Origin of the sequence: Pseudidiomarina aquimaris (genome assembly GCF_003987395.1) — a bacterium.
Taxonomy (GTDB): domain Bacteria; phylum Pseudomonadota; class Gammaproteobacteria; order Enterobacterales; family Alteromonadaceae; genus Pseudidiomarina; species Pseudidiomarina aquimaris.
On the sequence record NZ_PIPT01000008.1, the window covers coordinates 36,211 to 59,272 of the forward strand.

The window sequence follows — 23,062 nt, forward strand, 5'->3', positions numbered from 1 at the left end:
GAAAGCGCACACTCACGCTAAAGTAAAGCACACAAAAACAACAACAACGGAAGTTCAAAAGTACAAAATGGAAAGTAAAAAACCGAATTATTTCGTCCGCCATTGGCGCGGCGAGCTCCCGTTGTCCGTGTCGTTTTGGGGCAACGTTGTTTTCCTAAATCTGCTGATAACCATGATTTCGCGCATCACCACATTCGGCGGATTCCTTGACGGAATTAGATGGCAAACCGCGCAAATTGTCGTTCTTAGCCTCATTCTTTTCGCAGTTATCATCGGCGTCTGGCAAATCGTCGGCACTTGGCGCAGCGCCACGAGCTATCGCGCCAAAGGTGGAAGCCCCGTCATCACTGGCATCGTCAAGTTACTCATGGCATTCGGCGTACTCTCACTTATCGGTAACCTCGGCATCGCCATCGAAGACTTCAACCTGCGCACCGAAAACGCAAAAAACCAAGATTTCGACGTTTACGTCAGCGAAAATGGCTACGAACTCGTGATCACCGGCGAAATCGGCGTCACCATTTCAGATAGCGTCGTTGCACAGCTCGAGCAACATAAAGCCATTGACACCCTAGTACTCAACAGTCACGGCGGCGATCTCAACGAAACATTTCGTATCATTAATGCCCTCAAAAACTATCGCAACGACGAACATAAAATTACCACCTACGTCGACGAACATTGCGCCTCGGCATGCAGTATTTTGTTCATCAGCGGCGACACACGCATCCTCGCGAAAGGCGCCCAGCTTGGCTTTCACCAGTTGCAGTCCTACGCCACAGCCGATCCCGACACCTCCAATATCGAGCGCTTACAACGTAAAGTGAGGAACTACTTTCAGTTGCAGGGTGTCAGCCCCAGCTTTTTGCGCGATATGTATCAAGCCGCACCGGATGACATGTGGTACCCGGAAGAAGAGCTATTGCTGACAAGTAATGTGGTCCATCACCTAGTCGAACGTGAAAGCATGGTCCCGACCTCTGCCCCAACAGCACAACCAAGCGCGGCCCAAGGTGCCGAAACGGAAAGCCAGCTCGATGTTGTAGCGCTTATACGCAACATTTCGCCAGCCCAATACGAAGAACTTGAACGTCAGCTTGAAAGCATCCCAAACGACGCCAACCACACACAAAACGCCGAATTAACAATAAGCAACTTTGTCAGCAACCTAAAACTGGAGTCCCTGCGACGCGTTGATGACCAATTATTGCTGGAGGTCATCGAGAACGAAACCGCCCTCTACAACCAGTTAGCCGAACACGCTCCCGATTTATGTATGCAAACCTTGTACCCAGGCGAGTATGGCTACCCCGACTACGAGCGCGTCATGCGCTATCAAGACGATGCGTTATTTGCCGAAGAAATTACACGTATTTTCGAGCAAGGCTTGCGGCAAGGGTTACCCACCATCGACTACGAGATGGCGTACGCAGATCTCGACCATGTCTTGGCAACAATCAACCAAGACATTACCGCCCTCGACGCATTCGAACCCTCCAACGAAGGTTACCGACTGCACTGTCAGTCCATCGCACATTTCTACGCGTACCTCGCCAAGGCCTTGCCAGACGCGCGCGCCGCGAATTTAGTACGCTATTTAATCGAGCCGGAGTAACCCCCAAAATTTCTCTAACATGAGGGAGGGCTGCCCTCTCTCATGCTAGCGGAAATGCGCGGACCTCTGCCCGCGAAAAAAAAGTGGAGGTTTTGCGGCGCGATTGCGTAAAGTAAGGTATGGGTGAGAAATTGATGGTGCGGAAGGCTCGGCGAGCGGCGAGTCATGGGTTAATCGAGCGATTGCTGGCGGAGCATACTTTTGCGCTGCGCCGGTTCATTCGCGTACGTCTGCACACCGAGCAACAGCATGAGTGCGATGACGTGCTGCAAGACGTTTATATGCGCCTCAGCCAAATCGAGGACCTTCCGGCAAAGCTAGCCGGGCGCCTCGACACCACCCGCAACTATCTTTTGCAAATTGCCAGCAACTTGATCATCGACCGCGCCAGACGAGCGCAAGCACGCAAACAAGCGAGTCATATTTCAAGTAACGATGACGACGACGAGGTTCCGCTCTACTGCGAGGTCAACTCGCCTGAGCGCAGCCTCGCCAACAAACGTAAGCTGCAGCGCATCGATCATGCGTTGCAAAAGCTCAAACCCGCGCAACGGCAGGCTTTTATGCTGCATCGCATCGAAGGGTTGAGCTACCGAGAAATTAGCGATCGGCTAGGCTTATCGGTGAGCACCATTGAGAAACACATTGCCGCGGCACTCACCAGTGCCCGCCATGCCATCGCTAAGGAAGAGCATGATGTCTAAAGCGAACGCGAACGCCAACGCACCACACGCCGCCACGGCGAGCTATTGGGTCACGCGCCTGTACTCGGGCGAGATGACGGCACAAGAAGAGCGCGAACTGCAACGTTGGCGCCTGGCAGACGCTGCGCACGAGCAGGCCTTCGAAGAGGCGCTAGCGGTGTGGGATTTGAGCGCCGAACTATATCGCAGCGGCAGCGAGAGCCACAACAGCGAGAGCCACAACAGCGAGTGCCACGACAGCGAGAACCATGACAGCGGAATCAACGGCGAAATCAGCGGCGACATCGCCAACGAAGCAAACGCTACTCCGGCGCACCCCGCTCAGCAGCAACAACGGCAACAGCACGCAACAAAAGCCACAAAAGCACCAAAAGCAACAACCGCACCACAACTATGGAAAAAGCTCGCACTAGCCGCCAGTATCGCCTTCGTCAGCGTCTTACTGGCGGTGAACTTCGTGCCGACGCCAACCAGCAAGCAGCCAGTAACACAAACCGTGCAAGTGCCAACCAGCAACGGCAATAAAACCAACGCAGAAACAGGCGCGCCAGCAAACACCGACAACGATACGTTTCGCATTACACACCAAGCCGCGCAAATGCCGCTTGCGCAAAGCCGCGTATTCAGCACCAAAGTTGGTGAAGTCAGCCACATTAGGCTCGACGATGGCTCCGAAGTGAGCCTCAATACCGACAGCACGATTCGAGTGACAATGCTGAAAGAAGAGCGCCAAATAGAGTTGCTCAGCGGCGAAGCGTTCTTCGATGTCGCCAAAGACGCCAATCGCCCGTTCACCGTGGCCACCCAAGAACAGCAAATCACAGTGCTTGGCACAGCCTTTAATGTGCGCCAGCGCGATGATGAGAATGTGCTAAAAGTCGCGGTAATAGAAGGTCGTGTCGCGGTTCAACGCCGCGCGCCAAGCGCCCGTCAAGGCACGGACACAGGCACAAGCTCAGGCCGAGACCCAGCGCAAAACTCAACCCCAACCCCAGACGCTGACGCCCAAGCTCAGCAAAATAGCCAGCAATCACAGCCAAACAGCTACACCGAGTACCTACTCGCCGGCGACATCGGCGCCTTCAGCGATGACAACAAAATCATCCAAGCACAACAATTCGAGCAAGCACAAACCAGCCAAGCTTGGCGTCGCGGCGTGGTGCGTTTCGACGATGATCCATTACAAGACGTAATAAAAGAGCTTAACCGCTATCGCACCCACAAAATCGCGCTACGCGGCCAACACACCAAAGATCTCAAAATCAGCGGTGTATTCCACCTCAAAAACGGTGATGCGATTCTTGACGCCATCGCTGCAACCCTGCCCGTGCAAGTGATTAAAGACCAAGAGCACATTTATATTGCAGCAAAATGAAAATTTCTTTGAGGTTTTCTGACCACGCTGCGTAGATACCTATGAAAGAACACCTTTGAAAGAACACCTTTGAAAACTAATAACTAAAATTCCAAAACAATTACAGGAAACCAGGATGAAACAGCCAAAACTCAGCTATGTCGCCTGTTGTACCCTACTCGCGCTCGGTACCAGCGTGGCCAGCCACCAAGCCAGTGCCCAAACAAGCAACGCCCAAAACAGCGCACAAGCCAACACACAAACCAGCGCCGCAACTACCAGCACGTACCAACTCAATCTCGAAGCGCAAGCAACCAGCGACGCCCTGCTCGCGCTCGCTGAACAAACCAATACCCAAATTATCTTCTCCCCTGAGGTCACGCGAGGCAAAAGCTCCCGCTCTGTTCAAGGCAGCCTCAGTGTCGAGCAAGCACTCAACAACGTGTTGCAAGGCACTGGGCTGACCTTCGAACAACAAGGCGCCGCCACCTACGTTATCAAAACGCAAACTAACACCTCGCGGGTGCAGCAAAATTTTCGTGAGCAACTTACCAACGCCGACGACGAAAATAGCGCAACCAATGTTGAACGTATTCAGGTCGTTGGCTCGAACATTCGTGGTGCACGCGCCGCAGGCAATTTGCCGGTCACCATTCTCAGCGCCGACGACATTGAAAATACCGGCGCCGCAACCGGTGACGAACTACTGAGAACCATCCCGCAAGTCGGTGATATCAGCTTCAACAACGAGCGTACCATCGGCGGTGTGAACGACGCGCGCGGTGACGTCGCCTCGATTAACTTGCGTGGCATCGGCACTGGCAACACCCTGACCTTGCTTAACGGCCGCCGCCTAGTGTTGCACCCCGGCACGCAAACCGAGAACTTTGTTCCGGTCACCACCGTTAACTCGAACACCTTGCCAGTCGCTGGCTTACGCCGCCTCGAAGTATTGCGTGACGGTGCCGCCGCCATCTACGGTACCGATGCCGTCGCCGGCGTTATCAACTATGTGCTGAAAGACAACATTGACGGTACCCGCTTCCGCGTGAACTACGGCGCCTCGGAAGGCACCTCGTACAACCAGATCTCCGCTAGCGGCGCAACCGGCTTCAGCTTTAATGAAGACAAAACCAAAGTCACTCTGTCGATGGCTTACTACTCGCGCGACGAGATGCCAGCCAGCGACCGCGACTACTCAGCGAGCGAAGATCGCCGTTTCCATCCTGATATTCCAGAACAGTTTCAGGGCGATACCCAACTCGACAACCGTTCACTCTCGAGCCCCTGGGCGATTTTTGACACCGACAGCTTTGGCCGTATTCACCTAGCACCTGACAGCATGGGCGACTGTGAAGTCTACGATTTCGGCGGTGGCGTTTGCGCCAACGAGGGCTCACTGCCACGCAGCATGCGCTATGACGCCGCACCGGCTGATCAAAGCATGACCTCGGCAGTTGACCGCATCAACTTGTTCTCCCATTTCACCCACAGCTTCAGCGATGACTTAGAGCTGTTCGGTGAAGCTTTGTACTACGAGGCAACCGCCAAACGCCGTCGCGAACAAAACGCCAACCTTACCGCCCAACGCTTCACAATTAGTGCCGACGCCGCATTTAACCCGTTTGGTGAAGACATCGGCTTACGTAACATCCGCCCAATGGATGTTGGTGGCCGTCGCATCGAAGTGAAAGACACCAGCTACCGCTTGCTCGCTGGCCTACGCGGCTACATTGACCTGTGGGACTGGGAAAGTGCGGTGCTCTACTCGCGCGCCGACACTGAAGATATGGCTTACAACCGTATTAACGTGGCCGCACTGCAAGCAGCCATCAACGAAACCGACCCGAGCCGCGCCTATAACCCGTTCATCGGCGGCAACTTCGACCACGTCAACTATGGCGCTGGGGCGCGTAACCCTGAAGCCGTGCTCGACGGCATCCGCACCAACATTAGCCGCGACAGCAAAAGCGAGCTCGCGTTGTGGGACTTCAAGATCTCCAACCCAGCCATTACCACCTGGTATGCAGGCGATATCGGCGTTGCCGCGGGGGTTGAATACCGCTACGAAGGCTACGCCGATGACCGCGACCCGTTACTCGACGGCTCAAACCCATTCTACGACCAAGTGACTGGAGAGTTACTCTCTGACTCGTCAGTGCTAGGCAGCAGCTCAAGCCCTGACTCTGGCGGCAGTCGCAACGTGTTCTCAGCCTATGCTGAATTCTTGGTACCGCTGCACGACACCGTTGATATGCAAGTGGCTGTGCGTCACGAACGCTTTAACGACGTCGGCAATGTCACTAAGCCGAAGCTAGCGCTGAGCTGGGTGCCAGCTGACTGGGTACAACTACGTGCCGCTTATACTGAAGGCTTCCGTGCACCGAACCTACCGCAAGTTGTTGAACAAGGTATCAGCCGCTCAAACACCCGTACCGACCCGGTTATCGACCAGCGCTACGGCATTGAAGAGCGCCGCGGCGGTAACACCAACCTCGAGCCAGAGAACTCGGAAACACTGAGTTACGGTATCGCCTTGGCACCAATTGATGGCTTGCTTATCACCGTGGACTGGTGGGACATCGAGCAAGACGGCGTAGTTGGTATCCTCAACAGCCAAACGCATCTGCTCTATGATTCATTGCTGCGCTCGGAAGGCTCACGCAATGAGGCAGTGGTGCGCGACGACGACCTTGAAGTTATCTACGTTGCCAACCAATACAACAACCTCGATGTGCGCACCATCAAAGGTATCGACACCAGCATCAACTATCGCTACGACACCGAGAGCCTGGGCCGCTTTGAGTTCACCATCAATGCAGCGCACCTGAAAGAGTTTGTGCAAAAGCCTGATCCCATCAGTGCCATCGTGCTCGAAGCGCAAGCGGCGGGCAACCCTGCAGTACCCATTGACTTGCCGGTGTACGGCGCCGGTGACCTGTTACGTCAAAGCGGCAACCCTGAATGGCGCGGCTTTGCCGGCATCGACTGGCGTTTCGACAACTGGGGCGCAGGCGTACGTTATAACTACGTCAGCGACTTTATCGAAACCAGCGTTGCCACGTCTTCAGGCGAAAACATGATCATCCCGAACTGGAGCACCGTCGACATCTATGCCGACTACCGCTTCCGCGAAGGCGCGTTAGACGGCACCCGCTTACGCTTCGGTGTCCGTAACATAGCCGACAAAGAGCCACCAATTGCTGATGAAAGCTTCGGTTACTTCTCTAGCGTGCACTCGAACCGCGGTCGTTACATCTATGGGACTTGGTCATGGGCGTTTTAAGCCATTTAACTCGCTCGGGCAGCTCTCTGCTACTTAGCGTTGCCGCTCTGACTTCGGTCGGGGCGGTGGCTGCCGCGCAATGTGAGTTTGCGCAGCTAACCATCGCCACCGACTTCGACACCGCGCGTGTCGATGGTTGCGAACAAACAGGTGAGCACGCCTACCGCTTGCACCTCAAGCCAGAAGACCTGCCGATTAATCCGAGCCCTTGGTATGCCTTTCGTCTAGAACCAAACGGCCTAACGGCGCCACAGGAAGTCAAGCTCACGCTGGTCAGCCACAACGGTCCCGCGCGCTATGCGCCGAAAGTGAGCACTGACAAATTTCAGTGGCAGCCGATCCCGTACAGTGAAAACGACAACCGCATGCAGTTCAAGGTAACCTTGCAGCCGTCGCAGCCCGTGTACGTTGCCGGCCAAGAGATCATCGACGCAACGATGTACGCCAACTGGCTGGAGAGCTTGCCACAAGGGCCACAGCAACAGCTATTTACCCTCGGCGAAAGCGCCCAAGGTCGTCCACTGCCGGCGTATCAACATATTGCCGGCGAAGGCAAGCCGTGGTTTGTCATCATCGGTCGTCAGCATCCCCCCGAAGTAACCGGTGCGCTGGCATTGATGCATTTCAGCAATGAATTGATGTTTTCGGACGCGGCCGTACTCGAACGCTTACGGAAAGAGTTTAATATTCTGCTGGTGCCGCTGATGAACCCCGATGGTGTTGCCCTCGGCAACTGGCGGCATACCACCGGCGGCGTCGACTTGAACCGTGATTGGTTTAAACGCGCCGAGCCCGAGTCTCAGCAACTCCACGCGTTCTTGCAAAAACGTGAAAAAGCCGGTGAAGAAGTATTTTTCGCGCTGGATTTTCATTCCACTCATTACAACATCTACTACACCATGCCGGCCGACTATAAGCGCCCAGATGGCTCCCCTTTGCAGCATCCGCATTTGGTGACCGACTGGCTTGCCGACCTCGCTGCACGCATCGACTGGGAAGTGAAAGACAAGCCGGGCTCGAACCCTGACCGCGGTGTGTTCAAACAGTACGTGGCCGACACCTTTGCCGTGCATTCAGTCACTTACGAAGTCGGTGATAACACGAATAGGCAGGAAATTAAAACAACCGCTGAAGCAGCTGTAGTTACACTTGCTGAAACGTTATTAGAACACTTACCTAAATAAAGCTCTGCCCCACGAAGGGGCAGAGCTTTTCTTTTACTTGATTACGATTGGATTAATCGGTGAACCCGAACCGCGCTCCATTTTCAACGGTGCAGCGGTAAACATGAAGGTGTATTGACCATCTTCAGCGCTATCAGCCGCTAGGTCATCAAGCCAATACAGTTCGCTCAACACCACACCTAGGTCACGAATTAATGCGCCATGCAATGGAATCACGTAGTCAACGCCATCAATGTTCTGCGGTACTAATTCTACCGCCAAGTTATCAGCTGCAATCACTGGGATTTCCATATCGTCGATCCAATTCACGAGTTCTTTGCTGTAACACAAGCCTGGTTCAGTTGTTGCGGTCCACTCAGCATCAGGTGTATCGGTATAGAAACGGCCGACAGAGCCAGTACGGATAAGCAAAATATCACGTTTTTCAATAGTAACGCCTTGCGCTTTTGCAGTCGCTTTTAGGTCGTCCAAGGTTACACAACTACTCGGTGCTAAACGACCTGATTCGCCACCGTTTTGCAGACCTACATCCAATAAAACACCGCGGCCGACAATACCGTGGCTTGCCAATGCACCAATATCGACATGGTCATGGCCATGCACAGTGCTATCGGCACTGACACCACCATAAACCTCATCGCCATACCAAGCATGGCCCAAAGCGTCCATGTGCGTGGTACCTTGCAAATACATGAATACCGCGTCATCAGAGTATTTAACGCCGCCCGCAAGCTCATCCAGCTTACCCGTTGAGTACATGCTTTCGTCTTGTGTCATGTAATGCATTGCTGGCACGCGCCCAGGGAAAACAGGGCCAACACCGTGAATCATTGGCAACTGTAAGGTGAATTTTTCGCCCTGCTTCACCGCTTGTACGCCACGCAAAGCTTGCGCATCGTCTAAGTAGTTCAATGCACCAATTTGGTCGTCATCGCCCCACTTACCCCAGTTCTTTGGCATGTCGGCTTGCAGCTTCTCAATCGCTGTTTGCTCGGCAACAGCACTTGCCGAAAGGCCTAAAAGCGCAGTAGCAATGGTGAGTGATAAAAGACTCTTTGTTGTTTTCATGGATTGCATCCTTTTTCTTATTGGAATTGTGGTTAGTTGTTCAGTTTGATGTACTTCGTTTCGAGGTATTCCTCGATGCCTTGTCGACCGCCCTCGCGGCCCATACCCGACGCTTTGACGCCACCAAAAGGTACTGCTGCATCCGAGATAATACCGGTGTTGAAGCCCACCATGCCTACCTCTAAATGCCGCGCAAAGCGTTGAATTTTTTCTAGGTTTTGACTGTACACATAAGCGGCTAAACCAGCTTCCTGCGCACGTAATTGCGTTAATAAGTCCTGCTCATCGGTAAAGCGAACCAATGGTGCAATAGGGCCAAAAATTTCTTCTCGAACACACTGCATGGCACTAGTGGCATCGGTTAGCACGGTAGGCTGAAACCAACGCTCAGACCAACGCTCGCCACCACATTGAACGGTGGCACCACTCGCGACTGCCGCCGCCAATAGGCCTTCAACTTTTTGCAAGGCCGCGCGATTAATTAGTGGACCAATATTGACCCCCTCCTCATCACCACGGCCCAACTTTAACTGTTTGACCTGCGCCACCAGTTTTTCAGCGAAGGCTTGGTAGACCTCGTCCGCCACGTAGATAGCATTAGCGCAAACACAGGTTTGTCCGGCGTTACGGAATTTTGCGAGCATGGCTCCTTGCACCGCAGCATCAATGTCGGCGTCAGCGCACACAATAAACGGAGCATTACCTCCTAGTTCCAACGACAGACGCTTCAAGGTAGGCGCGCACTGTGCCATGAGCGTGCGTCCAACTGCGGTTGAACCGGTAAAGCTTAACTTGCGAACTGTTGGCGATCCGGTGAGTCGCTCACCGACTTCCTGAGCATCCCCTGTCACAATGTTCAAAACACCTGCTGGAATTCCAGCCTCAGCCGCTAATTCAGCCAAAGCCAAAGCGGTAAACGGTGTATCCGGCGCCGGTTTTACAATCATCACACAACCCGCGGCAAGCGCTGGGGCGACCTTACGGGTGATCATGGCAGCCGGAAAATTCCACGGCGTAATGGCTGCACAAACACCGACAGGCTCGCTGATCACCATCATTGACAATGGCTCCTCGGCAAACGGCAGCGTCGCCCCCGTGTCTAAAAGGCTGGGTTGAGCAAACCAGTGAATGTAGCTTGCGGCATAATCGATTTCACCAAGCGCTTCGGCATAAGGCTTGCCTTGTTCAAGCGTAAGAATGCGCGCAAGCTGTTCACGCGCGGCCCGTATCTGTTCATACCACGCCAATAACCGTGCACAACGCTCACGCGCAGGAACCTCGCGCCAACGGTAAAATGCGCGTTCAGCAGCCTCAATACAGGCTTCTATTTGTACCCCACTGAGCAGCGGTACCGTGCCAAGTGTCTCGCCCGTAGCAGGATTAACAACCGTTTGCTCGCGCTGATCTTCAGCCACAAGCCATTGCCCATTCACGTAGGCTTGCTGACGTACTGCGTTAGCGTCGCTTTCGAACATCATCTGACTCCACTTCCTCGTTTTGAGTTACATCATTTGCTTTTTGCTGTGCTCGCCAGCGCTGTTGCTTTTTCACCAAAGTAGATTGATCAATATCGAGCGCGGCGGCAGCCTGACGCGTCGTACCATAGCGCTCTAGCGCTTGCTCGATTAACTGTTGCTCTAGGGCCTCAACCTGCTCTTTTAGGCTTACCCCAACACGCCCCATGCCATTGTCCGCACGCATTTCACGCGGCAACTGGGCCGTCGTTATCAACGACTGTTCAGCGGTTACCACTAAGCGCTCGGTGAGGTTGATAAGCTCGCGAATATTGCCCGGCCACGGGTACCGACAAAGCAAGTCAATAACGTCACGATGCCAGCGGCAATCAAGCTCATATTTGCAATTAAAATGGTGGAGATAGTGATTCAACAACGCTTCAATTTCTTCGGTGCGCTCACGTAATGGAGGGAGCTCGAGCGGAACCACACTCAGGCGATACAAAAGGTCCTCACGGAATGCGCCCGCTTGTACCAATTCACGCAGGTTGTGATGGGTTGCTGAAACCAAGCGCAGATTGGTGCGCTTGAACTGGGTACCGCCGACCGGAATAAAGCGATTTTCAGCAACCACTTTAAGTAACTTGGCCTGTAGACTCAGCGGTAAGTCGCCAATTTCATCCAAAAACAACGTACCGTTATTGGCCGCTTCGAGCAGGCCGGTTTTCCCTTTTTGTGAAGCGCCAGTGAACGCCCCAGGCTCGTAGCCAAATAATTCAGCCTCAAGCAGGCTTTCTGGCATCGCCGCACAATTTATCTCGATAAACGGGCCTTGCGCCACCGCACTATAGTCATGGATAGTTCGCGCCAGTAACGTTTTCCCGGTACCTGTCTCACCTTTAATCAAGATTTTCGCCGCGGTCGGCGCAACCCGCTTGGCTAAGTCGTAACACTGCTGGGTGGCGCGACTAATGACAAAAGGGTCACGTGCCTCGCGGCCACTATAGTTTTCACGCACCTGCAGAATCTGCTCGAGTTGTTCCTCTGCCCGCTTGGCCTGCAACAGCTCAGTCACATTGCGCACCGTTGTCACGATATATTCGAGCCGCCCCTGCCGATCAAACATTGGGGTACCCGAGACAAGAATTTTATGATCGTCACCAATGGTTTGTGTGAGCGTTACCGGGCCCTTCTCTTTTAGTACTTCGAGCGAGACCGAACGCGAAATATAGCCACGGTTTACCACCTCTGACATGTGCAGTCCCACCAAGACCTTGCGCGGAATACCCGAGATCCGTTCATAGGCTTTATTGACTGTAACCGTCACCCCGTTGCCGTCAGTGATGTAGACACCATCGCTCATGGCGTCGATCACACGCTGAAGATTATCACCTGACATCATGCGCGTTGCTCCCGTAACCGCCACCCATAGACCAAGAAGCAAAGCAACAGACCTGCCGCAAACGCCCAGGTCGCGCCTTTCACCACAAGAATGGCGGCAATCACACCAGCGATACCAAGATCACGCTCTGTTTGCGCCTCTTGAATACCAATACGAACACTTACATAGCCTTGAATAAGTAGGGTTAGGGCCAAGGCAATACCAAGAATCGGCTGAACTAGACTCACGACCGGAAGCAATAGCAAACCGGTATTAGTGCCCCAGCGGAAAGAGCCAGCACCACCAAAGATCGAGTCCATCGCCTTACGACCTTTTTTGAAGCGTTCGACGATAACCACGTGCATTGCCGCCCACAGCGGCCCACACATGGTGACATCCGGACCAATCACACTCATACCAAGGTTACGCGCGCCAAAAATCATGTGCGCGCGGTTAGGGTCATAATCGATCTTCTCATCTTGACGAACCTCATCGGCCTCATCAAGAATCGCTTTGCTCTGCAGCACGTCACCGAACAATACAATGTAGGCGGCAAGCACCGTAGGAATCGCACTTAGGTACATGCTTAAAGGCGGGAAACCTACACCAAACAGGGTGTATTGGCTAAACATTGTAGCGAAGTCTGGCGCGGTAAATCCCCACTCGATCTCGGGCCACGGTGCTTCAGAAAACAACGGCGCCACTACAATAGCCAATGCAATAATTGGGAAAATACCGAGTTTGCCGATGGTGGCAAAAACCCAATGCCGTGATTGCAGGCCAGCAAAGTGCTTGGAAAAGATCAGATAAAAAGCGATACCCACCGCAATGGAAATTGTAAATGGATAACTCTCAAAACGTCCGCCATCATCAAACACCACAGCAACGGCCGCGAGCCCTGCGCCCATGATAATCCCAGCTTTGATGGCACTCGGGATAAGCTGAACCACACGTTTAGCCGCGCCTGAGGCGCCAAGCACAATCGCGAATAAACCAAGCAGCATTTGAAACGCAATCAGTGCGTGTACGCGAGCCTCCCCCTCGGGAAACATCGACACATACATCATTAATAGCGGTATTGCTGGTGTTATCCAGCCGGGCACCACTGGGTCACCCAACAGGTGATGGAGTAGATAAAATAGACCGTTTAGTACGACGATTGCTAACGCCGCTTCGAACGGCATACCTAACAACTCGGTCATCAATGAGATCGCAGCCAAGTCGACTGCGCACATCAATAACCCTTGAAAATAGTCCGGCCACTCAAAACGATAGTGCACAAACGGCAAACGTACTTTGAACGGTCCTAGCGCAAAATACGGAGCTTCGGCACCCGCAACACGTTGTTTCCATAGCGACATGATGCGGCTCCTTAGTAAGCTTCGCGATAAATCGCTTCGATATCATTCAGCGATAGCTCTCGCGGATTATTCCGCAACAAGCGCGTGACGCCACTTGCCGCAACCGCCAACTCGGGGAGCTCTGACTCAGGGATATCAAAGGTCCGCAGAGTACTAGGGATATTCACGGCCTCGCACAGCTCTTTAATTTGCGCGATGACAAAATCCCCCGCCGCCATGGTTTGGATCGAATCTGGCGCGCCAAAGGCTTTGGCCAACTCCACAAACTGTTCGGGGCAACTCGACTGGTTCCAACGCATCACGGGTACAAACATCATTGCGTTACTTAAACCATGGGATAAGTGATAGCGGCCACCGAGCGGATAAGCCAAAGCATGCACAGCGCCAACGCCGGCGTTACCAAATGCCAAGCCAGCCATTAAACTGGCAGTCGCCATTTCTTCACGCGCCAGCATGCATTCGGGATCTTCATAAGCTCGGACCAAGCTGGCCTTTATTTTTCGTACGGCGGCGAGCGAGTACGGTTGCGTGAGGGCGGTTGCGAAATTTGAAAGGTAGCTCTCAACCGCATGCACCAACGCATCGATACCACTTGCAGCAGTCACCGACGGTGGACAACTCAAGGTGAGTTCGGGAGCAACAATCGCTACGTCAGGCAGTAGCTCATTACTGACAATCCCTTTCTTAAGTTGCGCTGCCGTGTCAGCCAAAATAGATATATTAGTTACTTCTGAGCCAGTACCCGCAGTCGTGGGCATACAAATCAAAGGGTAGCGGCGTGGACGCACTTGCTCTTCGCCGAATAACTCGACTAACGGTCGATCGTCACCAGCGTAGACAGCGACTGCTTTGCCGGTATCCATGGCGCTACCGCCACCAATCGCGACAATACCATCACAGGATTTTTCGACGAACAGTTGACGACAGGCTTTTACTACGGCCATCTCAGGCTCAGCATTAATCGCAGCAAAAATTTCCAGCTCGGTAATTCCTGCTTGCTGTAATTGTTCTTTGATCGTGTCAATGATGCCAGCCTCGCTGACACCGCGGTCAGTTACGATCAATGGCCGCTGCATATTAAGTTGCTGCATTTCGCGAGCCAACTCGTGACTTGCGTGGGCTCCGGTCAATAACCGACGCGCCGTTTTAAATATTTGAACGGTTGAAGTACGCATAGTCTTCCCTTGTTGTTCTAGTTCTTAGCGTTCGATGCCCAAATAGAGTGCAAGCACCGTACCAATTTTACAATATTTTATAAGACTCTGTTTTATATGCACTTTTATAAATGTTAACGGAGAAAACAGACAAGAATTGATGAAATATTTCATCAAGATAGCCTTATCGATGAATGCTATCATCATTGTTAACGTAATGTGATGATGTAAACAGCTTTAAAAACAATAAGTTAAAAATATGAACTAAGTTGGCACAGCCATTGCACCAACATGATGCACCAGAGGTCACCAGACGCTGACATCTGTCATCAAAACGATAACAACAACTACAAGAGGCAATGGTAATGACTCACAAAACAACTCGGCTCTATTTACCCAGCATCATCGCAGCACTCATGGCAGGCAGCGCTCACGCAGCCACCGAAAACGCAGCTTGGGATTTCAACTTTCATGGCTATGTGAACGCGCATGCCGTGTTTGCCGACTGTGATGATTCTGGCGCAGTTGTCGCTGGTAATGCGCTTTTGTGTACTGGCGAAGATGCGACATCAGTTTCGAATGGCTACAGCCCAGCGAGCTTTCAATTTTCTGCAAGCACACAACGCGAAGGCTTTGACATCACGGCAATGCTCGCCGTTGAGCCTGGCACCACCGATAATAGTGCTTTTAATGGCAACGGAGATAACCGCGCCTACCGCGCCTTCTTTACTGTTGGCAATGCTGAGATGGGAACGCTGAAAGTCGGTCGTGACTACGGCGTCTTCGGTATTGATGTGGTTTTGGAAGATATGGCACTCGGCGGTGTTGGTGCCCCGGCAGCAATTCGGAGCCCGCTGAATACAACTCTTGGCGCAGCCGGTTATGGTTATGTATTTGCCGACCGGCTGTCACAAATCACCTATAGCCGTCAGCTAGGTGATAACTTTCAAGCAGACATCGGTATTTTTCAGCCTCTTGATCCAGTGAGCTTCGGTGGCAACGGCTACGTCGGCGACTCAGGTTCAGAGCGGCCAGGGATTCACGGGCGCTTGCGTTATAATCACGACAAGGGCTACATCTCCAGCACCTTCTATAGCCAAGACGTAGCAACACCGAGTGGTGACTACACCGCACGCGGTATCGACGTAACTGCCGCCCTGCAATTAGGCGACACGCGCCTGGCAGCATCGGCATTTGACGGTCAAGGTTTTGGTTACTACGGACTTCTCGTTGATGGCGCAGACATTAACGGCACGCCACGCGATACCTCAGGCTGGTTTACCCAAGTTACGCACATGATGGGCGCAACTAAGTTTGGCTTTAACTATGGCGTATCGAAAGTTGACCTCGCCGGTGTCGACACACAGATCCAAGTCGAACAACAGACGAAAGCTAGCCTAGGTGTTTACCACACGCTATGGAGCATGTTCACAGTTTCAGGTGAGCTATCACGCATGGAAGCTGAAAGTCATGCCAATGAAAGTATCGAAAATACTGCCTTCAGTGTCGGTCTTGCATTGAGCTTCTAACGCATAAAAAAGCACCTCTGCCGCGGCCGGTAGAGGTGCTTCTCGTATAAGGCTAGCGGCGCTGATGCTCTAAATCAAAATACTCAGCGGATTTATACGTCGCCACTAACTGATGCAGTTTAGTGTCATCGGAGTCACGCATAAGGAGATACTTTAGAATTGCACTCAGCGTAACCATCACCTCTTTACAGCATTTATTCGCATCTTGCTGACGGTCACGACCGAGGATTAATACCTGCGCAAAAAGGCGATGCGGATTACGTTGCAACTGTCCAATCAAGCTCACACAGATATTGATAAAACGTGAGCGATCAGACTCTTCCATTTCGGCTAACGAAGTGGTGTTGGAAATCGAATGCAAAAAGGCCTCGTGCTCTTCGTCATCAATAAATGACTTGGTCCAATGATAATATTTTTCATCGTAAACCACCGAAGCCGCGAGGGGCATTAACTGACCCCGTACCTCATCGTTTTGGATAAGCGCTTCAGCTGACGCAATGTTGTTTTCAGCGCATAATTTTTCAATCTGTGCCGATAAGTCTTTCAATTCGCGAATCAATAACTGGATTTCACGCCCCTGTTCGCCATGTACTGCGGCAATCTTAAATAGCTGCTCAAGAAACTCGCGAACCAACTGCGAATCATCTTCAATGGAGTCAATCACCGGAATGATGTTGTACCGTTCAGCACTCAAGATCTCATAAAACTCACCGTTGGCGGCACGCATTTCAGATAGCAGTTCCAACACCCGCTCAAAACGCTCAGGATCTTTTAACGCTTCAATTTCTCGGTCCAAGTGCGACACGTTCTGGTTCACCCGCAACGCGCTATCGTATTCCGCGAGCGCTGCAATCAGTTTATGGATGAAAAGATCAGAAAGCTTAGAAATCGACGTTCGCAGCTGCTCTGCGGCAACACCACGGACTTGCTTATCAAAGCGCTGCTGACGCTCTTCGCGGATACGCTTGCGCATGGAAATAACGAAATAAGTTAAAGAACCGATAATAGTGAGTGAGGTAGCAATATCAAAACCAAGTTGAATGGGAACTTGAAAATAACTCTCCATGAGTGCGTTCACGGGTTTTCCTTTAATTATTAGATGGTTGGGACAGGAAATATAAAAGTTTGTTGACGTATTGTAAATACTAAATAGCCGCGATTCAGAGCTGGGCACCATGAAACGCGTCGGCAGTATCACTCCCAGAATTAGCCCGCGGCGCTCTCGCGGGACCCACCTCTGCCCCAGCAAAACCCACACCCGAACAAACACTTAGCTGCCCAACCCCACCAAAACCACCGAAAAACAACAGAGAGGGCAGCCCTCCCTTCCCATAGATTGACACGGCGACAGGTCTCGAGCTAAATTGGCAACAAATCAATAACATTGGATCGTTATGCTCAAACAACTCACCTCAGTACTCATGCTCATCGCGCTGACGGGCTGCGCAACGCAGCAGGCGCAGAAACAGGAGCCGAAAACCGAGACTGACGAGCGCAATGCCGTCGTCACAGCTACGCTAAATGACATCGGAGAAGTCGAAGTGCTCAAAGAGCACGCGCCAGAGTATTATCAAGAATTACGCACATTAATTGATCAGGTTCCGTATGAAGACGACTTTCAGCGGGCTATTGACCGGCTCATCGTTGATTATATGGTGAGCCTTCGTCGTGAATCCGTCATGCGCGTCTCAGATCTGCTGCTGCTGGAACTCTACACACGCGAGACAGATTTCTATGAAGCAATGGCCTTGGAAGAACCATTCTTGTGTGTCCAAGTCATCGACACTTCGACCTACGGTGAAGGCGATTTTGAGAAGATAATCGCTTATAAAGGTGGCCATGCAGATGAGATAGCTTTTAACACGCGCTTGCTCAAAGAGGGCTTACAAAATGACTACTATCCGATAGATTACGAACTCGCTGCATTTGACCAAGATCTGCTTTACAACACCCTCGATATGAGCGGCTTCGACGAGCGCAGTGAAACGCCTGAAGGTTTTGCCAAGCGTTGCATGGCGTCAGTCGATTACTTTCGCTTCGCCTTCTCGGCATTGCCGGCACCGAGAGTTGCGAATTTGATGCGCTATATGATGTTGGACGCTCCTCATGCGCGAAAAGATGCAGATTAGAGAGCCCGTGGCCACAACCACGGGCTACAGAGCTAAAGCTTACGGCCGAGTTTGCGCTCAACGAGCCGCTTTTCCCAGCCGGGGCTTAAGAAGCTAATCTTCTCAAAGGCAATCAGCCCCTGCACGACCAGGCCTAAACCGATACCACCGAAAACCCAATACAGCAGTGGCTCGTCGTAACCGAAGTAGAAGAATACCGCGGCCATGACAAGATAGGTGATTAACCCTTCGTAAAAGCTCTTTACTCGCTTGGCGTATTGCAGAGCGCGTTGTTCGTCGTGTTGTAATATTGCGTCGTCTTTCATTGTGTCGTCCTCAGGTTGAAGTTGAGATAAGTCGACCTCCAAGACTGCAGCAAGCGCTTTGTTTGTTTCCATACTGGCCGGGTGGCCGCGTTCAATGCGTTGAATGGTGCGTGTCGTTACACCCGCCATCTCCGCCAATTGAGCTTGTGACCAGCCGTTTTTCAAACGTAATTTCCTAACTAACATAATTCGCTTACCTTGTGTGCTTGAGGTGACTGCAGTCTGCCCCAAAAGCGACAACCGCAACACGTAATGAACACGAAATGTCGACGAAACCGATACGACAGTTTCTTAAAATCAATAACTTACTCGAACATCGGAGGGAGTGCTAGTATAGTGAACCTAAAATAATTAAGACGAGGCGGACATATGCCGCAAGTCACAGTTTGTATTTGAAGGGTACTCCCAGTGCTTAATCATTTCAGCTTCTTACTATTATTCACTCAAATCATCGCATCAGAGCCAAGTTGGTACACAGAGCCGAACACACGACAGGCGATTACGTTTGCAGTCGACTCCGTTGAACATGGATTCAAACTCACACCGAAGGACGCAGAAGCATCCGCTGGATTCGAGATCCGCTTCAATGCTGACCTTAAGTCAAATGGCTATTTCGTGGCCCCCGAAACACTCGCGATTCGAGCGTTAAACAAACAACACAAAGATACTTTGAGCTTCATGTTGCCGCGTTTTGGCTACCATTATTCAGCTGAAGTGCAGGTTCCTGAAGCGGAGTTCTCAATTCAGGCTCGCCAGCTGTTACAACCAAGCACAAACGATGTCGTGAAAATACTTATCTTCATTAACGAATCCGAGCCGGTTGCCACTTTAATGCTAGACCTGACGGCTAACGAAGCTATGCTCATCGAAAACCGCCCGTACTCGATGGCTCCGTTTTTGCTCGAGCTGATCGCGTTTGAACCGCGTAAAGACGACAACATTGGTAGTTGCTTGCAACGCTATTCAAACGATAGCTATATCTGTAAAAAACCCGGAAATTTAACCCGATTTCAAATGTAACCAAAATGGGTTACATTTTTGATTGTAACCTTATTAGGTTACACCTCGAACCCTAGCGCTACCCGTGCCAAAATACCTACCAGTAACACAATCCCAAAGCTTGCGAGCGTGCCGAGTAAAACATATTCATTCAGTTTGGTATTATTGCCACCGCTTTCGCCATACCGAAGTACCGATTTTGCCGCAATGATAAAACCAATTGCAGTGTACTGATCCACAAAAATCAGAGTCAGTACCACCGCACGTTCAATGTACCCGATCAGCTTGCCAGCCTTGGGGATCTGATTGTCGCCATTTTTAGGGGTATGGGGTGAGAGTAACAACATGACTAAGATTGACGTGGGTCTCAAAACCAGCAGGTAAGCGCCGAAAATAACTAAATGATTGACGGTCAGCAGGCCGGAAAAATTATTCAGGTCGTCGAACAGCCAAGCCCATACAATCAATATCCACATCAGATGTGCCATCTGGTCACCAACTAAGGTAATTACGGCGTTGTCGTCCGACATCATTTTAAGACGCCATCCTGACTTAAGTAGGTCAATGACAAGGTGACCTAACGCGATCGCTAGGATGGCAAGATACAAATTTGTATCGCTTAACCTAATGACTTCAATCCCTCGCAGGAAATATAGCACAAACGCCATAACCAGTGCGTGAAGAGCAATATGCAATAGGTGCGCTATCATAACGCCGAGCTCTTGGTCGAACACAATAAGCGGCTTTCGTTTTTGGCCAAAATGCTTCGCATCAACCATTGCCTTACTCTGCAAGTAAAAGTCGCCCAGAATATGGCAAATAAACAAGCTCGCCAGGATTAAATAGTCATTCATTGATTATCTCCAGCATGTTGTTCGATCAACGCTTGGGTATAAGCCAAATAGGTGTCAACGACGCTGTAAGCGCTAGCGTTTAATAATTTAGTAGTGTTCACGCGGCTTTTATCAAGACGCTCGGCTAGCGACTTATGCGGTTCATCAGGGTGAAACAAATAACAGGAAAGTACCAGCGCTTCGGTCTTGGTTAACGACGTTAAATGCGCATCAAACAGCAAGATGGTAACGCTCAAATGCCACTCCAACTCAGGCTGCGATGAGGAGAATCGAAATAGCTCCGACTTCATTTCTTCCAGTTGATGCCCTGAGCGAACAAACGCATCGCCGGTTGAGCTTTTTACATTATCCCGCAATTGATCAATCGGCCCCACCGCAATACTCTGGCGCACATCTATCTGCTCAGCTAGTAATGTTAAGCGAATTAAGGTGGCGACCCGCAGTGCGTGAGCAGGGTGCGGCAAAACCAATTGAAACTCATCCCCCCGAAAAATATCAAACCGCAGTTGATAACGTTCTGAAAGGTCATCAAACAGATCTTTTAAGCGCTTTAAGATCTGCTCATATTTCGTTTTATCGACTTTTTGCGAAGCAACAATATCGCCGGTGATAACCGCCGCAAGACACGTAACCATAGCTAACCTATTGATTAAAATTTAATAGACACTTTTAAAAGTAACCTTATTTAGTTACTTTTGCAAATGTAACTAAATAAGGTTACTTAAATCAAGTATGGTTAGTGGTTTCTTGAAGCCAGGTGTAATCCCCTGATGGCCGACTTTCCTAAAAAAAACACCTCTGCCCTATTCAGACAGAGGTGCTTGTTTACACAGCAAAGCTAGGTTTTAACGATCACCAGTAGAGCTTGCAGACTCATACAAAGCTTCACGCAACAAACGCGCTTCTGCGTATGAAATCACACCGTCAGCAACCAAGTCGTACGACACAGCTTTTTCGCACGAAGATGGACCGCTGCGAACTGAGCGAATACCACGGCGTGGCGCTTCTTCTTCAACAGCTTCACAAGCCGCATAGTGGTCAGCAATAGAACAGCCATTCGCATCAACGTAGTTGGTTACGCCTGAGTCGTACCAGCCGTCGAACAACATTGTTTCATCAAGAATCGATACAGGGCATGTATCCACATTGTCGACAACACCATCGCCGTCAGCGTCCAACACCAAATAGGACAATGTCGCAACTGGACCAAATGCATCAATGTGCACGTAAGTTTGTTCCAAGCTGTTATAGCCAAAATGCGTGTAGCCGTTCATTACGTTGGTTACAGCACCTTCGTTAAACTGCGGAAAACCGGTGGTAAAGTCACTGAAAATTGAACCTGACGGTCCGCTCAACAGAGGATCTAGCCAGAAATAAGAACTACCATTAAAGCTGATATCCCCCATTACCATAACACGATCAAATGAGCCGTTGTTACCATAGAAAATAACGTCCGGACGCGCTGCTACGTTTTCCGGTAAGTCACCATCAAAAGTGATCGTTGGGCCAGGTACCAGTTGGTCCTGTGCGTCGTAGTACTTGATATCAAATAGCGTTACCGCGTTGTCGTACTGCTTTACTTGCGGGTCTGAGTTAAGCAAAGTGGCAGACGTATCGAATTCAATAAAAATACGATAAAACGATGCCGTTGGATATACCGAAAGCGCATCACTCGCATCACCAAGACCAGTTCCCTCAATTACAAGAGTTTGGCGATTTTCTTCTTGCGCAGTGGCGTTCAGACTAAATGCTAGTGCCGCCGCAGCAAGTGTTGCTGTAAGTAGTTTCATTATTATTGTTCTCCAATGGAAGTAAACCGACACTCGTCAGTATCGGCTGCACAAGTGATTAAATCCTGCGCTCCAGTAAACTTCCACATTCCCGACCTCTGCACAAGAAAAAACGACCGCAGCATAACAACTTACATAGGAAAAGTGGACAAAATCGTTGGAAAACATGAGGGAGGGCTGCCCTCCCTTATTTAATTTTACTTTTCGGTGATATCCATGGTCTCAGGATTCGGAATCAGCCCAATAAAACGCGCCAAACTCAGCAGCGTCATAAAGAGACCGATGACCGCTTGCGCAATAACAATGGTGTAGGCCAGCACACTGAGCGGTGTGACGTTGTAAAAACCGAAGCTGGTCATGACTACGAAGCTGGTGTAAACCGCGCCGAACACGCTCTCGTTGGAACCGGGCACGGTAAAATCGAAGATTTGACTGAAAAACGCATACTGGGCAGCGAACCAGAAGATGATTTCGAAGTAGTTCTGCATCAAGAGCAAAATCATCCGTCGGTAGCCGTGCAGCGCATAACTGCGCCCTGCGCGCTTCGCGCGATACTCGTCGAACAGCAGCACGTTCATCTGGTACACGACGACCTCGAACACACGCAAAAATGCATAGCCCGCGATAATGCCGCCCACCCAAACGCTCGGCACATAAATCACCAACGGCACCGCGGCGACCGACAAGAACACATGGCTCAGCGCCCAGGCATCAACAAAACGCCCAGTTCGCGCGCCAGCAAAGAGCTTGCGCACTAGATTAAATACAGAAAGCTTGCCGAGCCAACGGAAAACCGTTTCCCAGAAGTCGACGATGAAGGTAGGTTTGGGTGGTTGTGGTTTTTGTTCTGTCACGGGCTACACTCGATGTTATTGATGTTCAATAACTTACTCGA

Annotated in this window: 19 protein-coding genes; 8 read left to right on the forward strand and 11 right to left on the reverse strand. The window is 51.2% G+C overall.

All coding sequences use genetic code 11. The annotated features are described in order from the left end of the window. Positions 1–67 precede the first annotated feature (67 nt). The 5 genes from CWE21_RS10460 to CWE21_RS10480 all read left to right on the forward strand — a co-directional run bounded on the left by CWE21_RS10460 (position 68) and on the right by CWE21_RS10480 (position 8,143). Positions 68–1,615 (forward strand): COG3904 family protein, encoded by a 1,548-nt coding sequence (locus CWE21_RS10460; RefSeq protein ID WP_157982763.1) that lies wholly within the window; start codon positions 68–70, stop codon positions 1,613–1,615. 119 nt (positions 1,616–1,734) lie between these two features. After that, entirely contained in the window at positions 1,735–2,319 is a 585-nt protein-coding gene (locus CWE21_RS10465) for an RNA polymerase sigma factor (protein ID WP_126834392.1), read from the forward strand. Beyond that, entirely contained in the window at positions 2,309–3,694 is a 1,386-nt protein-coding gene (locus tag CWE21_RS10470; protein WP_198675111.1) for a FecR family protein, read from the forward strand. Before CWE21_RS10465 ends, CWE21_RS10470 begins: the two co-directional genes overlap by 11 nt. Before the next feature lie 115 nt (positions 3,695–3,809). Next, positions 3,810–6,959 (forward strand): TonB-dependent receptor, encoded by a 3,150-nt coding sequence (locus CWE21_RS10475; protein WP_126834394.1) that lies wholly within the window; start codon positions 3,810–3,812, stop codon positions 6,957–6,959. Beyond that, complete coding sequence (locus tag CWE21_RS10480; RefSeq protein WP_126834395.1) at positions 6,947–8,143, forward strand: M14 family metallopeptidase; 1,197 nt, start codon at positions 6,947–6,949, stop codon at positions 8,141–8,143. Before CWE21_RS10475 ends, CWE21_RS10480 begins: the two co-directional genes overlap by 13 nt. Positions 8,144–8,176: 33 nt before the next feature. Here the strand turns inward: CWE21_RS10480 and CWE21_RS10485 are convergent, their stop codons facing one another. The 5 genes from CWE21_RS10485 to CWE21_RS10505 are packed head-to-tail and all read right to left on the reverse strand — an operon-like array spanning position 8,177 to position 14,582. After that, positions 8,177–9,211, reverse strand: a complete 1,035-nt coding sequence (locus tag CWE21_RS10485; protein WP_126834396.1) for a cyclase family protein — start codon at positions 9,209–9,211, stop codon at positions 8,177–8,179. 32 nt (positions 9,212–9,243) lie between these two features. Further along, the gene (locus CWE21_RS10490) at positions 9,244–10,686 is read right to left on the reverse strand and encodes an NAD-dependent succinate-semialdehyde dehydrogenase (RefSeq protein WP_126834511.1); all 1,443 of its coding nucleotides are present in this window, start codon (positions 10,684–10,686) and stop codon (positions 9,244–9,246) included. Then, positions 10,667–12,067: a sigma-54 interaction domain-containing protein gene (locus CWE21_RS10495; RefSeq protein WP_126834397.1), complete on the reverse strand. Its 1,401-nt coding sequence runs from the start codon at positions 12,065–12,067 to the stop codon at positions 10,667–10,669. Before CWE21_RS10495 ends, CWE21_RS10490 begins: the two co-directional genes overlap by 20 nt. Beyond that, positions 12,064–13,407 (reverse strand): hypothetical protein, encoded by a 1,344-nt coding sequence (locus tag CWE21_RS10500; protein ID WP_126834398.1) that lies wholly within the window; start codon positions 13,405–13,407, stop codon positions 12,064–12,066. The genes CWE21_RS10495 and CWE21_RS10500 overlap by 4 nt, the downstream gene beginning before the upstream one ends. Before the next feature lie 11 nt (positions 13,408–13,418). Then, positions 13,419–14,582, reverse strand: coding sequence for an iron-containing alcohol dehydrogenase (locus CWE21_RS10505; protein ID WP_126834399.1), 1,164 nt, complete (start codon positions 14,580–14,582; stop codon positions 13,419–13,421). Positions 14,583–14,926: 344 nt separating this feature from the next. On the opposite strand from CWE21_RS10505, the gene CWE21_RS10510 reads away from it, so the two are divergent. Continuing rightward, positions 14,927–16,090: a porin family protein gene (locus CWE21_RS10510; protein WP_126834400.1), complete on the forward strand. Its 1,164-nt coding sequence runs from the start codon at positions 14,927–14,929 to the stop codon at positions 16,088–16,090. A gap of 52 nt (positions 16,091–16,142) precedes the next feature. On the opposite strand, the gene CWE21_RS10515 is transcribed toward CWE21_RS10510, so the two are convergent. Further along, entirely contained in the window at positions 16,143–17,168 is a 1,026-nt protein-coding gene (locus CWE21_RS10515; RefSeq protein ID WP_126834401.1) for a hypothetical protein, read from the reverse strand. Positions 17,169–17,484: 316 nt separating this feature from the next. Here CWE21_RS10515 and CWE21_RS10520 point away from each other — a divergent pair, with 316 nt between their 5' ends. Beyond that, complete coding sequence (locus CWE21_RS10520) at positions 17,485–18,219, forward strand: hypothetical protein (protein ID WP_126834402.1); 735 nt, start codon at positions 17,485–17,487, stop codon at positions 18,217–18,219. 32 nt (positions 18,220–18,251) lie between these two features. Here CWE21_RS10520 and CWE21_RS10525 read toward each other — a convergent pair whose 3' ends face one another. Further along, complete coding sequence (locus CWE21_RS10525; protein WP_126834403.1) at positions 18,252–18,710, reverse strand: helix-turn-helix domain-containing protein; 459 nt, start codon at positions 18,708–18,710, stop codon at positions 18,252–18,254. A gap of 222 nt (positions 18,711–18,932) precedes the next feature. Between CWE21_RS10525 and CWE21_RS10530 the strand changes: the two genes are divergently transcribed. Beyond that, entirely contained in the window at positions 18,933–19,544 is a 612-nt protein-coding gene (locus CWE21_RS10530; RefSeq protein WP_126834404.1) for a hypothetical protein, read from the forward strand. 38 nt (positions 19,545–19,582) lie between these two features. On the opposite strand, the gene CWE21_RS10535 is transcribed toward CWE21_RS10530, so the two are convergent. The 4 genes from CWE21_RS10535 to CWE21_RS10550 all read right to left on the reverse strand — a co-directional run bounded on the left by CWE21_RS10535 (position 19,583) and on the right by CWE21_RS10550 (position 23,021). Further along, complete coding sequence (locus CWE21_RS10535; protein WP_126834405.1) at positions 19,583–20,377, reverse strand: DUF3307 domain-containing protein; 795 nt, start codon at positions 20,375–20,377, stop codon at positions 19,583–19,585. Then, entirely contained in the window at positions 20,374–21,012 is a 639-nt protein-coding gene (locus CWE21_RS10540; RefSeq protein WP_126834406.1) for a hypothetical protein, read from the reverse strand. Before CWE21_RS10540 ends, CWE21_RS10535 begins: the two co-directional genes overlap by 4 nt. A 210-nt stretch (positions 21,013–21,222) precedes the next feature. Next, entirely contained in the window at positions 21,223–22,167 is a 945-nt protein-coding gene (locus CWE21_RS10545) for a hypothetical protein (RefSeq protein WP_126834407.1), read from the reverse strand. A 197-nt stretch (positions 22,168–22,364) separates the two neighbouring features. Then, the gene (locus tag CWE21_RS10550) at positions 22,365–23,021 is read right to left on the reverse strand and encodes a hypothetical protein (protein ID WP_126834408.1); all 657 of its coding nucleotides are present in this window, start codon (positions 23,019–23,021) and stop codon (positions 22,365–22,367) included. Positions 23,022–23,062 lie beyond the last annotated feature (41 nt).

Bases quoted from the DNA above. Each gene is read 5' to 3' on its own strand.
- CWE21_RS10460 (WP_157982763.1), top strand. From the start codon at position 68: ATGGAAAGTAAAAAACCGAATTATTTCGTCCGCCATTGGCGCGGCGAG.
- CWE21_RS10465 (WP_126834392.1), top strand. From the start codon at position 1,735: ATGGGTGAGAAATTGATGGTGCGGAAGGCTCGGCGAGCGGCGAGTCAT.
- CWE21_RS10470 (WP_198675111.1), top strand. From the start codon at position 2,309: ATGATGTCTAAAGCGAACGCGAACGCCAACGCACCACACGCCGCCACG.
- CWE21_RS10475 (WP_126834394.1), top strand. From the start codon at position 3,810: ATGAAACAGCCAAAACTCAGCTATGTCGCCTGTTGTACCCTACTCGCG.
- CWE21_RS10480 (WP_126834395.1), top strand. From the start codon at position 6,947: ATGGGCGTTTTAAGCCATTTAACTCGCTCGGGCAGCTCTCTGCTACTT.
- CWE21_RS10485 (WP_126834396.1), bottom strand. From the start codon at position 9,211: ATGAAAACAACAAAGAGTCTTTTATCACTCACCATTGCTACTGCGCTT.
- CWE21_RS10490 (WP_126834511.1), bottom strand. From the start codon at position 10,686: ATGTTCGAAAGCGACGCTAACGCAGTACGTCAGCAAGCCTACGTGAAT.
- CWE21_RS10495 (WP_126834397.1), bottom strand. From the start codon at position 12,067: ATGATGTCAGGTGATAATCTTCAGCGTGTGATCGACGCCATGAGCGAT.
- CWE21_RS10500 (WP_126834398.1), bottom strand. From the start codon at position 13,407: ATGTCGCTATGGAAACAACGTGTTGCGGGTGCCGAAGCTCCGTATTTT.
- CWE21_RS10505 (WP_126834399.1), bottom strand. From the start codon at position 14,582: ATGCGTACTTCAACCGTTCAAATATTTAAAACGGCGCGTCGGTTATTG.
- CWE21_RS10510 (WP_126834400.1), top strand. From the start codon at position 14,927: ATGACTCACAAAACAACTCGGCTCTATTTACCCAGCATCATCGCAGCA.
- CWE21_RS10520 (WP_126834402.1), top strand. From the start codon at position 17,485: ATGCTCAAACAACTCACCTCAGTACTCATGCTCATCGCGCTGACGGGC.
- CWE21_RS10525 (WP_126834403.1), bottom strand. From the start codon at position 18,710: ATGTTAGTTAGGAAATTACGTTTGAAAAACGGCTGGTCACAAGCTCAA.
- CWE21_RS10535 (WP_126834405.1), bottom strand. From the start codon at position 20,377: ATGAATGACTATTTAATCCTGGCGAGCTTGTTTATTTGCCATATTCTG.
- CWE21_RS10540 (WP_126834406.1), bottom strand. From the start codon at position 21,012: ATGGTTACGTGTCTTGCGGCGGTTATCACCGGCGATATTGTTGCTTCG.
- CWE21_RS10545 (WP_126834407.1), bottom strand. From the start codon at position 22,167: ATGAAACTACTTACAGCAACACTTGCTGCGGCGGCACTAGCATTTAGT.